The sequence below is a fragment of the Sphingobacterium sp. UT-1RO-CII-1 genome, from assembly GCF_026711005.1.
Classification (GTDB): Bacteria; Bacteroidota; Bacteroidia; order Sphingobacteriales; family Sphingobacteriaceae; genus Sphingobacterium.
In genome coordinates, this window is sequence record NZ_JAPPVJ010000002.1 from 548,301 (window position 1) to 560,951 (window position 12,651).

The following is a 12,651-nucleotide window of genomic DNA, read 5'->3' on the forward strand; positions in this document are numbered from 1 at the left end:
TTTGCCTCAACAATTTGTTAAATAGACTTGGCGTAAATCCTACGGTTTTTGCGATTATTGGTAGAAAGCCGTATCTTAGAATTTATTAAGAATGTATGCTTATGACGACATTAACAATACATCTAGACAATGAAAAATCCGAACAAGCTATAAAAGCTGTATTGGATGCTTTGGGCGTAAGGTATGACGAAGTAAGTGATCAACCTACTTTTCCAGACCATGTCACTGCAGGTGTCCGTAAGGCCCAGAAAGATTTAAAGCTAGGCCGTGTCAAAGATTACAAAGGTCTGGACACTATTTTAAATAATGGTTAATTTCTATAGCTGTTATGGCGCTGAAAGTTCAATATACCGACACTTTCGAGGACACATTTAAAGCGTTGGTAGAGTTCATACACGAAAATTGGGGTGATAAGGTTGTACGTGATTTTGTTAAAGAAACGGAGAAAACAATTCAATTAATTGCCTCTTTTCCTAATATGTACAAAGCAAGTTCCTTTGATAGAGAAGTACGCGTTGCTCCGATCAAAAAACTAAGTTCACTTTTTTATGCTGTTGGCGAAGGTCAGCTAACATTGCTGTATATTGTCGACAGTCGTCAAGAGCCATTTTGGCTATGAATCACACATTCATCTTACCAAAAAAACTGTACGACATCACGGCCCAGCAAGAAGTAGCGCTAAAAGATATAGAAACCAGCCTCTATATTTATATGTACGACCCCGAGTATGATGACAATTATACGATGATCGGGAAAAAGACTCTATTCTTTGGCGAGCTAAAATTTGTGGATTAAGCATGTGCATGTTTTTTGCTAAGAATGGTAAAAATCAACAAAAACGAATAATTGTTCTATTAATTTTTCTTACTCTATACTCCACCACCTAATGCCCTGTACAAATAAATCAGGGACTGATACTTTAATAGGCGATCATTCGTCATTTGTATTTGTGCTGATAGTAATGCCTGTCTGGCTGTCAAAACATCTGTATAATTAGTTGAACTATGATATAAAAGCAATTTTTGAGTATATTCTAATGCTTCCTGTAATTTAATCAATTGGGTTAACCGTTGCTTTTCCTGTTCAGATGCTGAGTTATAATTAAACAGTGCATCTGAAACTTCCTGACCGGCAATTAATAATGTTTTTTTGAAATTCAGTTCTTTCTCTCTATACTCCGATTTTGCCAGTTCAAGCTGGGTTTTATTCAACCGTTTAGAAAACACCGGCTGTAATAATCCCCCCCCAACGTTTGCGAAAAAACCTGACGGAGTAAACCAATTGCTTATACCAAAATTAGTAAAACCACTTGAAGCATTAATAGTCAAAGAAGGATAAAACGCTTTTCTTGCCATATTAATTTTTTCAAAATATGATGCCAATTCAAATTCAGTTGCCCTCACATCAGGTCTGTTCCGCAATAACTGTACAGGAATTCCGATGTGTACATCCGGAAATAAGGGTTCGATTTTGAATGTATTTCGGTTGATGGTTTCAGGAGACTGTCCCAGCAGTACATTCAATGCGTTTTCTATGGAGTGTATTTGTCTCTGTACAGTAGGAAGCAGGTTTTTAGCTTCAAGATACCCAGCTTCACTTTGGGCAACGGCGGCGGCCGTAACGATGTTTGCCTCTTTAAGTTTTTTCATCGTTTCGGCTTCTTCCTTACGGATTTCTATGGTCGTTTCAAGTATACTAACTTGTTCATCCAATGTCAGCAATTGGTAATAATAATCTGCAATTTTTGCGATCAATTCCGTTTGAACTACTTGTTGCATTGATTCTTCCTGGAGTAATTTGTAAACCGCTGCCTTTTTCCCGTTTTTTAATTTGCCCCATAGATCCAATTCCCAAGAAGTTCTCAATCCGGCCTCATACATGGTGGCATTTTCTACGAATCCAAAACTCTGCGGGTAAGCCATCCGCGACTGCTTTACTCCTCCGTCAATAGACAACTGAGGGAAAAACGCCTCTTTAGACTGCGCTAAAAGAGATTGTGCTTTATAAATTCTTTCTAACTCTATTTTTAAATCATGATTGTTCTTCAGGCCTGTATCTATCAATTCTCTTAATTGTTCATCATTAAAGAACTCCTGCCAGGATATATCAGCCATATTGAGCGTGTCCTGCGCCTCATCCGTACGGTACAAAGACTCATCAATATGTGTTGCATTTATATAATTTTTGCTTGTCATACAAGATGATAACAAACTTATGAGAGCTAAAGCAACTGTATATTTAAAATGTAACTTCATTGTTTGATTGAATTAAATTTTACAAAAAGAATTCTTCCAGATTCTAATTTTCTATCGTATACGCTTTCCCTGAAATCCGTTCGTGTAAATATTGGAAAAGAATATACAGCGAAGGGATTACCAATACGCCGACTATGGTGCCGATTAACATACCGCCTACTGCGGCTGTCCCGATGGATTTATTACTTAAAGCACCTGCTCCTGTAGCCAGCATTAATGGTAAAAGACCAAAAATGAAAGCAAAAGAGGTCATCAGGATTGGTCTTAAACGCACTTTTGCTCCTTCTAAAGCAGCCTCTATAATAGATGCTCCTGATTTTCTGTATTGAAATGCAAACTCGACTATCAGAATCGCATTTTTAGCTAAGAGCCCTATCAGCATAATCAAACTGATTTGTAGGAAAATATTGTTTTCAATACCAAACATACGTGCAAACAGAAAGGCTCCTGATAAACCTATCGGAAGAGAAAACAATACCGCAAACGGGAGAATGTAACTTTTGAACTGGGCACTAAGCAGGAAGTAAACGAACAGCAGAGACAGTAAAAATATGATAACCGTCTGGTTGCCGCTCAGGCTTTCTTCCCGTGTAAGTCCTGCGTATTCAAATCCGTAACCTTTCGGCAGTGTTTGTTCTGCCACCTCTTCTATGGCCTGAATAGCATCTCCGGAACTGTAACCGGCGTTGGGGGCTCCGTTTACATAGGCCGAATTAAATAAATTAAATCGGGTGAGAAATTCAGGTCCATACACTTTTTTCAAGTCAATAAAGCTAATAATAGGTGCCATTTCTCCCTCACTATTTTTCACATAGAGTTGTTCTATGGCCTGTCTGTTTTGTCGGAATGAAGGAGCAGCCTGTATCATTACCTTGTATTGTTTTCCAAATCTGTTGAAATTGGTAGCGTATATTCCTCCGAGATATCCCTGTAAGGTTGTTAGTATTTCGGTTACCGATACATTGGCTTCTTTTGCTTTTTCTACATTTATACTGACTTCGTATTGCGGGAAATTGGTATTAAATGAAGAAGTGGCATACATAATTTCCGGACGTTGGTTTAATGCACCAAGAAAATTTCCCATTACTTTTTCAAAAGCATCATAGGCACCATTGGTTCTGTCCTGTAGTTGCACCTCAAATCCGGTATTACTTCCAAATCCCTGCAATGTAGGACCGGCAAAAAAAACGATATGGGCATCTTTTATAAAGGCTGCTTTTGCAAATAGCTTCTGCACAACATGCTGGATTTCCTGTTCTTTGTCAGGACGTTGATCCCAATGTTTTAACTTAATAAAAACCACCGCATACGAACTCCCGTTTCCGCTGAAAAAGTCCATTCCTGCCAAACGTGATGAATATTCCACTTCGGGAATGGTCATTGCCAGGCTATCTACCATATCGGTAATTCTTTCCGTTTCTTCTAAAGAGGTAGAAGGATTTAAAATAATATTGGCGTATATCGAAGAGCTGTCTTCGTTAGGCACAAAACCTGTTTGCGTGTTTTTTACGAGATAATAGAATAATGTACCAAATGCGACTACACTTCCTAATGAAATCCATTTATATCTATTCAAGAAACGTAACGCACCGAGATAACGATCCGTTATTTTGTTAAACCCCTGATTAAAAGCTGTTTTAAAACGTGATGTAAATCCTTTTTCTTGTTCCTGATTTTCTTTGGAGGGCTTTAACAATATCGCACAAAGTGCGGGGCTCAGCGTTAGCGCATTTACTGCTGAAATTAATATGGCTACTGCCAGTGTTATTCCGAATTCTCTATAAAAAATACCGACAGAACCGTCAATAAAGGTTACCGGAATAAAAACTGCCGACATAACAAGGGTAATCGAAATAATAGCCGTTGTCAGTTCGTGCATGGCACTTATCGTGGCTTGTTTGGCTGATTTAGCACCCTCGTGCAGTTTGGCGTGTACGGCTTCTACAACAATAATCGCATCATCGACCACAATACCGATAGAAAGCACCAACGCAAAAAGGGTCAGAAGATTAATGGTGAAACCAAAGAGGTTCAAAAAGAAAAATGTACCTATCAATGCTACCGGAACGGCTATTGCGGGAATCAATGTTGAGCGCCAATCCTGCAAGAACAATAATACAACGATGAAAACCAGAACAAAGGCTTCTATTAGTGTGGAAATTAATTTATTAATAGATGCCAATAAGAAATCATTAGAATTGGCATACTGCACAAATTTAGTACCCGCCGGCAAGTCCGATTCGGCTTCCTTAAGAATTTGTTCACATTCTTTAATGATATTGTGTGCATTGGAACCTGCCGTTTGGTTGATCGCAACGTAAGTCCCTGTTTTTCCATATGCTGTGATGGAAGTAGCGTGCGAATAGGCTCCTAACTCAATATCGGCCACATCTCTTAAACGAAGGAACTGCCCCTCTCCGGTAGAGCGAATAACAATATCTCCAAATTCTTTTTCTGTTTCGAGCCTACCTGTATATTTAAGCGAGTATTGAAATGTTTGATTGCTATTTTCTCCTATCTTTCCGGGTGCGGCTTCCACATTCTGCTCGGAGAGTGCTTGCATTATATGCGTAGGCGTAAGGCCGTAAGCCACCATTTCATTGGGTTTAAGCCAGATCCGCATACTGTATTCTTTTCCTCCGGAAATAGAGGCGTCTCCCACGCCATCGATTCGTTTCAATTTCGGCAGAACGTTGATCCGTATATAGTTTTCCAGAAAAGCCTGATCATACCGGTCATCTTCACTGTAGTACATAAAACTAAATATTTCACTACTTAGCCGTTTGGTGGTGGTGATTCCATATTTGATAACTTCCTCTGGCAATTGGCTCACTGCCTGATTGACTCTGTTCTGTACATTCACAGCAGCCATATCGGCATCTGCTCCTTGTTCAAATACAATTGTAATGACAGCAGAACCATCATTACTTGCTTTCGAACTCATATAGACCATTTTCTCTACGCCATTTATTTCTTCCTCCAACGGGATAATAACACTTTTCATTACCGTTTCTGAATTTGCCCCCTGATAGTTGGCTACTACCTGAACAGTTGGCGGTGCAATTTCCGGATATTGTGTAATCGGAAGTGATAATAAACCCAACACCCCAAGTATCACAATGATGATAGATATAACAGTGGATAAAACAGGGTTTTCGATAAATATTTTTAGCATAACACAGTCTTATTTAGTGGTTGTTTTAATTTTGACACCCTCTCTTATACCGGCCACCCCCTCTGCAATAATCCTGTCGCCTGCTATAAGTCCCGATTTAACAATAAAATATTCGTTTGATGGCGTATGATCCCATAAATCTACGGCCACACTCGTAACCATCCCTTCGCCATCCACCTTATAGACAAATCGGTTGCCCTGTATTTCAACGGTTGCCCGTTGGGGTATTATCAAAGCGCTATCTAATTTTTCATACACTCTTAATTTAGCACTATTACCGCTTCTGAGAACTTGATCAGGATTGGGAAAAATAGCTCTCAGCACAATGCTTCCCGTTTTGGGATCTACCTGTCCACTCACCATATCCACGATTCCTTTTTTATTGAATAATTGATTATTGGGCAGTATTAAATTAATTTCGCCTTGCTCGTTAATGTAATCGCTCACGGATTTTCCACCGGACTTTTCCATCCAATCAAAAAATTGCTTTTCGTTTATAGAAAAATAAGCATTGATTCTGGATATGTCTGATATACGAGTAAGTGGGTTGGGAGAAGAACTACTAACTAAGCTTCCCTTTTTGTATGGCACCAAGTCCATAACTCCGTCAAAGGGTGCACGGATCTGTGTATATTCAACGTTTACCTCCGCACTTTTACGAACAGACTTCGCCTGATTTAATTGTGCGGTCTTATTCTTCAATTGATGCTGTGCCGATTCTAATTCATATTTCCCGATTACCCCTTCCTGCACAAGCGGTTTTGTCTTCTCGATTTGAAGTTTTGCTTCCTCCATCTCAGCCTCTATACTTTGTATTGCAGCTTGAGATTGAACAAGTTGCTCTTCGTACTCAGGAGCAAACAGACGAAACAATAATTGCCCTTTACTTACCTTTTGTCCTTCATCTACCAATATATCAGCTATGAAACCATTGACTTTCGGACGGATCTCCACATCCTGTATACCTTTCAGGGTCACAGGAAAGTCTGTATGAATAGTTGTTTTTTGAGGATTTACGGTGATAGTCTGATACGATTCGACCTCCTCATGATGCTGATCTTGCTGCCGGTCATTTTTACAGGATAAAAAAGCTGTAGCAATAAGCAACATACAAAGTTTCCGGATAAGTTTATTTGCCATAATAAATAGAATTGATATTACTTCGTTAGGTAACGACATAACACCGTTACATAATTCATTGGCAAAATTACCTTTAAGATAGCCTATAAAAAGGGCTTAAATACAGAAATAATGGTCAAAAGGTAAGGTTATTGAAAAAGATTTTTGCGATAAGATACAGGGCTTATCCCTACATATTTTTTGAAATATTTCCCAAAAGTACTTTGCTCAGGAAAATTTAATATATATGCTATCTCTGAGATAGTGAGCTGCTTATTCTGAAGAAGTATTTTAGCTTCCAGAATGACAATATGGTGTATCCATTCGCTGGCAGGCATCCCCGTTACAGATGAAACAGTTTGGCTCAGATGTTTTGGATGAACGTTAAGCAGCTCCGCATAGTATGATACTGTTCTGCTTTTTTTATAATATTTAAATACAGCCTCTTTAAACTTGGTCACGAGCAGGTTTGTATTTTCTTCCTTTGGAGGGTATTTCATATAGAGATGACCTATTTCGTTGATCATACTGTAAATGATACCGCGAACCACTTCCTTATGATAAAGAGAGGCAGATGAGCTTCTGGAAGCGACTACATCAAAAAGTCGCTTAAATACACCATAATCGTCATCATTAATTTGCAGTACATAGCCTCCATTATTTGAGAATAAGGAAAAAGCACGTACGATATTGGATTCAATTAACTTTTCCTGTAAAAATTCTTCAGAAAATAGTATTGATTCCATCTCACAGGGTGATATCGTTGTATTCCATCTTTTAATGGAAGAAGTTCCTGTAAATATAATCGCTGGCCCTGATATGTGATGCTTGGTCAAATCGGTAAAAAATTCTATTTCACCCTCTTTAATTAATCCGATACCATAATAATTTGACCGGTAAGGTTCCCTCGGATAATATTCTAAATTATGAACGGGCATATGGATATAGTGCTCATCGGAACCCAACTCGGCAAATATTTTCTGTAGCGACAACAAGGTCATCCATTTTATATCCATCTTCTAATCTTATTTAACTTTTAGCACTATCATTGGCATAAGGTAATAAAACGGACAGCAAAGCAGATACAAAATCCCGGCGGGCCTCACCTCTGGTATATTGATTGTATAAAACATTGTGAGACAACCACAAGTCACCTATAATGAATAGTTTTTTTCAAAATCTTTTTTTTCTGGTCTGAAATACTCATCAATACGTTCTCTTTTTCAAGATGGTGCTTACTTTTTTCAATTACTTTTTATAAATCATCCGTAAAATATCTTATATCTTTCTTTTTAGAGAACTTCAGGTTATTATAATCTGCCGATTTATTCCTTTCTATAGACAACGTTTGCCAGTCTTCATTTTTCAGCATTTTAGCTATAAAAACCAGTTGACCAATGTGATAAGAATAATGAGCCAATTGCCTGTTAATCGCTTCTACAACCGTATGGCCTTCATTTCTGATATAAATAATTTTTTCCAAATCAGAATCCTTTAAATTATCTAAAGTAGTGAACAAACAACTCCAACCTTTATTCCAATGTTTCATCACTTCCTCTTTGTCTTGAAATTGATTGCTAAATTCTGCATCACGGTTTCTCCACGGCTTTTCCCCATCTAAGGTCAAGAAATCGGTGAATCTCGAAAGCATATTTCCGGCAATGTGGTTGACCAAGACGGCAATGCTATTACTTTCTACGTTATACTGCCAGAAAAGTTGCTCCTCCTGCAATTGCTCCATTGCCTTTTCTCCAAGCATTTTGTAATACAAAAACTGTTTTTTAACACCTTTTAAGTAGCTGTTCATTTGCTTAACTAATTTGGTTTAATATAAATTCTTTTCTTTCATCAACTGTACCTATCGGAACAACGACAACTTCATATCCAAATCTTTCGTACATATTTTTGAGGTAGGTATATGTATCATTCGCTTCTTTCCAGTCCTGCTTTCTCTCGGTATCCGTTGTATAAATTTCTTTCCAGGGCGGCAATATAAAAACCTTAGAATTATACTTGCACTTCCGCACTTTCTCAATTATTTCGGGCGCCAGTGTATATCCTATCATTTCCGCATAACAAAGAGCATCCAATGTACCCCGATCAAAAAAACAAATTTCGGTCTGTTGCTCTTTATTTACGGTCTTGTAATCCTGAATTGAAGCTGTTATCATTTTATCTGTATAAAGCTCTTTGTTTTTCCATGGTAATGCATCACCTTTTCTTTCTACTTCTTTACGGATAATTATTCTAGCAACTTCAGGAATGACCTTATATCCTTTTGCTTCCAAAGAATTCAGTAAGGTTGTTTTTCCTGCCCCGGGGCCGCCTGTAATGACAAATAAATTATTCATTATCTTTTTTCTAATAAGCTGATGTTTCGGTTACCCTTAATAAACTAATTTCAAAATATTCATTCCTGTAAAAATTTCGATTCTAATTTTAGCACACAAAATTAGAACAAATGTTCTAGTTTTTAAAGAAAAATACTACATTTATAGCCTTTCAACAGTATATTTAATTTTCAAAAAACAATAATGACTGTAAAGGCTACCCCAAAGTTATATCACCTAAACTGTGTTAGAATTGTTTCTCCATTCCGGGAGAACGTTTGCGGACATTGTTTGCTTGTTAAAGAAGATAACAAAATGATACTCATCGACACTGGAATCGGTCTGTCAGACAGCCTTTATCCGGAAGAACGAATCGGTAAAGAGCTGATCGAAATAACGGGCTACCGATTTGATGAAAATCTGACTGCCATCAGACAAATTCAACAATTGGGGCTGAGCCCCGAATTGATCCATGATTGTGTCATCTCTCATCTGGACAATGACCATATTGGCGGGCTTCCCGATTTTCCGAATGCAACGGTACATATTGGTCGTGAAGAATATGAAAATTTTCTTTCCGGAAATGCGAGATATCTAAAATCTCCGTTAGACCACAATCCGACAATCAGAACATATGGAAATTCCACGCAGCAATGGTTTGGTTTTGAAGCCAGAAAGGTTAATACCTCCCTTGATACGGAAATCTACTTCATTCCGCTATTTGGGCATACCTTAGGGCATTGCGGAGTTGCACTAAAAGTCGATGGTAAATGGATATTTTATGTGGCGGATGCTTACTATCTACGTGAGGAGCTAAATTACCCTGAACATCCTGTCCATGCACTAGCAGAAGCCAGAGCAGATAATAATAAGATGCGAATAAAATCACTCAACAAGATTCGAGATTTGATTTCACAGCATCCTGAAATTAAGATTTTCGGCTATCACGACATCAACGAATTTAAATCGTTTACAAAAAACAATTGATTATATCATACAGATCAAAAACCAGTACGACATCAGATGTGAGCTTTCTCTACAATTTTTAAGAAATCAGTTATTTATAAAGCAAATATTCGCTTTATAAAGATATATGTCTTTCATTTGTAATAAACTGATTTAAAGAAGCTTTTATAAACCAACTTGTAAACTCCTTAAAAGGCCACACAAGTACGACTAACTTAATAAAGCCATTCACAACTAAACATGTAAGAAAGGATGAAAAGAGATGACCGATCAATTATTTACAGAAATCAACAAGCACGTCAAAATTTGTGCAGACGCCACCTTAATGCTCAAAAACCGTCTGCAAGAACATAGTCTTGGGCAAAACCGCCAGCTAAGCTTAAAAAAAGGCGACATCGTATACGTCGCCCAAGGTGTTATCAAGAAAATAGGCGTACCTGATGAAGACATCAAACACTTTATAGGGCCGAACGATTTTCTTATTATCCCACCCATGAAGTATGCCGAGGTTTTTGTCACACTAACAGCTGGCCAGTTTCTCAGCCTGTCGGAGGCCGATTTTATTCAAATTATGGCATCCCACTCGTATCTGCTTAAGCCCTATCAAAAGCTGATTATGCACTGGCAACGCCGCCGTGCTATACGTGGCGAGCTCTTAAAGCAGGAAAAGGAAAAAGCTAAAGATCTTTTCCCTACCTATTTCAAAGGCATTGCCCAAGCAATCAGCAATAGAGACAAAGCCAATTATTTAAGTATGAGTAGAAGCTACTACAGCACCTTATAAATATACTAGGTATTAAAAGTTTCAAAATCACAACTTTTTAATACCGATTTCGAAACTTATTATTATCGAAATCGAAACTGCAATTCTTCAAAACTGCCCTAACTTTGTTTTATACATTTACGGATGAGGTAAAATAAAGTTATAAAAATGCAACACGCAGGAAATATAAGGAGTAAAGGCAGATACAGCGCAAAAGCACTTCACATAAGGGCTGTTGGCGAAGCTATGCGCCACAGCAACTTCCTAAAAGGAATCGGGCTGATGGTTGTATCCCAGCTGCTGCTTACTTTTGTTTCCGGCAAACAGCCGCACATGAAAATGTACCGGCGTAAGTTTGCGGTGTTCACCCGGTAGCGCGGGATAAGATATTAAATGACTGCGACTGCACCATGAATAGATGGTTTTTCTGCTAGGCAGAGGCACAGCAGCCGTTCCGCTTAAAAAACGGAATGAACCGATTGTAAACAGAATAGTAAACAGATAAAGTATAAGATTATGTCTTGGTTTGAATTAACTGGCAGTAATCCTACGTTTTCTCAAGACTATACATTAAGAAGTTCTGCGCCAAGTTGTCCAATAGGTACAGATCAAATCTGCGCAGTGCAGGCCAACAATGATGGTTCCGACCATCCTGAATTGACTGAGGCACTGAAAGACGAGATGATTTTGGCACTACACACCCGCAGTTCATCTACTAATGTAAAGTTAAAAAAACCGTAGGTTACTAAAGCATATAACAAATGAGCAAGGGGGCGCATAAAAGCAGCCCCCTTTTGATTTTTATTCTACTTCTTCAAATACTAAGACTTCAAGTTCACGCATATCTTCCTTTAACATCAGCCCGTATTTTTCCAATTGCCTGTTTAAAGTTTCTACGCTCGAATAGTCTTTAATTTCCATACGTAATTTAGATTTAACCTCATCCACAACCGGCGGAAACTCTCCTTGATAATCAATCATAAAAGCTAACACATCTGTACTTGACAAACCACTTTCTTTTTCTTCTTGCACCAACTTATTATTAATACTTTGCAACACTAAACAAGGTATTTTTCTATTATCCCATCGGACATTTAATCCTAAAAACATATTCAAATCCGATATAATAGCATTTGCAATTTCTTCTTCCGTTCTAATTTTACTTTCAATACGTTCATAATTAATCCCATTAATAAGCAGCCATGATGTTTTCCCTTCTCCATTTATGGGATATCGATATTTATCAGCATTTTTAACAGACCAAACTATACGTTCCTCTTTGAGAAAAAAGGTTGGCTTCTTTAATCTTGCAAGTACCGAGGTATACGCCCCCAAAACATCCAAGTTATTAATGGTAGACACGTTAACATCTTCTAGTGAATCATAACGTATTTCCAATCCACTTTCTTTAGCTTCTTCATTAAACCCTTTTAAAATACGTACAGAACCAATTCTATTTAACTCAGAGGTTTTTGTTAGACTTGATACAATTTTATCCGCAAAATCATTTTTAATTGGCAACCTAACTGCACCGTCGTTGTATAATTTTTCTACATTTTCTGCTTTTGAAAAATCAGCAAAACTAGTTGCCTGTACCTTATTCTGAAAAATCCAAGCCGTATGCGGTACTCCTTTATGCGGGAAGTACGATTTTAATAAGGTGTCACCATAAATTGTAGGCAAATGCACCTTGTTCTTTTTCAAATAGGCATTGTTGGCATAAAATCTCTCTATAGTCTCCTTATCCTGCCAGGTCACAAGTACAATCTGCAATTTGTCGCTCAGCTCATCCTGCAATTTTTGTAGTTTGGGCATATCCCGAATACAATTGCTACAACTCGTATCAAAAAAGTCCAGAATAATAACTTTATCGTTTATTTCACCCCAATCTATTTTGGGCGATTGGTAATTCAGCACTGGCAAATCCGGCAAAACAGGCAGCTCCTGTCCTACTTTTAAAGCCTTGCTCAAATCGACCTTATCCTGCGCCTGTAGGCTTAAAGCCAACAGCAAGAATAATATCTTTATCTGTATTCTCATCGT

General features: G+C 37.9%; 14 protein-coding genes. 7 read left to right on the top strand and 7 right to left on the bottom strand.

The genetic code is table 11. From position 1 onward, the window contains the following. Positions 1-101 precede the first annotated feature (101 nt). The 3 genes from ORI89_RS06250 to ORI89_RS06260 are packed head-to-tail and all read left to right on the top strand — an operon-like array spanning position 102 to position 795. Positions 102-314, top strand: coding sequence for a DUF2683 family protein (locus tag ORI89_RS06250; protein ID WP_268229584.1), 213 nt, complete (start codon positions 102-104; stop codon positions 312-314). A 14-nt stretch (positions 315-328) separates the two neighbouring features. Then, a complete protein-coding gene (locus ORI89_RS06255; RefSeq protein WP_268229585.1) occupies positions 329-619 on the top strand; it encodes a type II toxin-antitoxin system RelE/ParE family toxin in 291 nt (96 codons plus the stop codon). Then, on the top strand, positions 616-795 hold the full coding sequence (locus tag ORI89_RS06260) for a hypothetical protein (protein ID WP_268229586.1): 180 nt from the start codon (positions 616-618) through the stop codon (positions 793-795). The genes ORI89_RS06255 and ORI89_RS06260 overlap by 4 nt, the downstream gene beginning before the upstream one ends. A 74-nt stretch (positions 796-869) precedes the next feature. Here ORI89_RS06260 and ORI89_RS06265 read toward each other — a convergent pair whose 3' ends face one another. From ORI89_RS06265 to ORI89_RS06290, 6 genes are all read right to left on the bottom strand, one after another. After that, a complete protein-coding gene (locus tag ORI89_RS06265; RefSeq protein ID WP_268229587.1) occupies positions 870-2,255 on the bottom strand; it encodes an efflux transporter outer membrane subunit in 1,386 nt (461 codons plus the stop codon). A 43-nt stretch (positions 2,256-2,298) separates the two neighbouring features. Next, positions 2,299-5,430, bottom strand: a complete 3,132-nt coding sequence (locus ORI89_RS06270) for an efflux RND transporter permease subunit (RefSeq protein ID WP_268229588.1) — start codon at positions 5,428-5,430, stop codon at positions 2,299-2,301. A gap of 9 nt (positions 5,431-5,439) precedes the next feature. After that, positions 5,440-6,570, bottom strand: a complete 1,131-nt coding sequence (locus ORI89_RS06275) for an efflux RND transporter periplasmic adaptor subunit (RefSeq protein WP_268229589.1) — start codon at positions 6,568-6,570, stop codon at positions 5,440-5,442. Between the two features lie 128 nt (positions 6,571-6,698). Continuing rightward, positions 6,699-7,565 carry a helix-turn-helix domain-containing protein gene (locus tag ORI89_RS06280; RefSeq protein ID WP_268229590.1) on the bottom strand — a complete coding sequence of 289 codons (867 nt, stop codon included), beginning with the start codon at positions 7,563-7,565 and terminating at the stop codon, positions 6,699-6,701. Positions 7,566-7,804: 239 nt separating this feature from the next. Next, positions 7,805-8,356 (bottom strand): DUF1572 family protein, encoded by a 552-nt coding sequence (locus ORI89_RS06285; RefSeq protein ID WP_268229591.1) that lies wholly within the window; start codon positions 8,354-8,356, stop codon positions 7,805-7,807. Positions 8,357-8,360: 4 nt separating this feature from the next. After that, positions 8,361-8,900, bottom strand: a complete 540-nt coding sequence (locus tag ORI89_RS06290) for an AAA family ATPase (RefSeq protein ID WP_268229592.1) — start codon at positions 8,898-8,900, stop codon at positions 8,361-8,363. Between the two features lie 183 nt (positions 8,901-9,083). On the opposite strand from ORI89_RS06290, the gene ORI89_RS06295 reads away from it, so the two are divergent. The 4 genes from ORI89_RS06295 (at position 9,084) to ORI89_RS06310 (ending at position 11,349) form a co-directional block, all read left to right on the top strand. Then, a complete protein-coding gene (locus ORI89_RS06295) occupies positions 9,084-9,866 on the top strand; it encodes an MBL fold metallo-hydrolase (protein ID WP_268229593.1) in 783 nt (260 codons plus the stop codon). A gap of 304 nt (positions 9,867-10,170) precedes the next feature. Beyond that, a complete protein-coding gene (locus ORI89_RS06300) occupies positions 10,171-10,629 on the top strand; it encodes a hypothetical protein (protein WP_268229594.1) in 459 nt (152 codons plus the stop codon). A gap of 147 nt (positions 10,630-10,776) precedes the next feature. After that, positions 10,777-10,983 (top strand): hypothetical protein, encoded by a 207-nt coding sequence (locus tag ORI89_RS06305; RefSeq protein ID WP_268229595.1) that lies wholly within the window; start codon positions 10,777-10,779, stop codon positions 10,981-10,983. 141 nt (positions 10,984-11,124) lie between these two features. Then, positions 11,125-11,349 carry a hypothetical protein gene (locus ORI89_RS06310; RefSeq protein ID WP_268229596.1) on the top strand — a complete coding sequence of 75 codons (225 nt, stop codon included), beginning with the start codon at positions 11,125-11,127 and terminating at the stop codon, positions 11,347-11,349. Between the two features lie 60 nt (positions 11,350-11,409). Here the strand turns inward: ORI89_RS06310 and ORI89_RS06315 are convergent, their stop codons facing one another. Next, positions 11,410-12,648 (bottom strand): TlpA family protein disulfide reductase, encoded by a 1,239-nt coding sequence (locus tag ORI89_RS06315; RefSeq protein WP_268229597.1) that lies wholly within the window; start codon positions 12,646-12,648, stop codon positions 11,410-11,412. Positions 12,649-12,651: the final 3 nt, after the last annotated feature.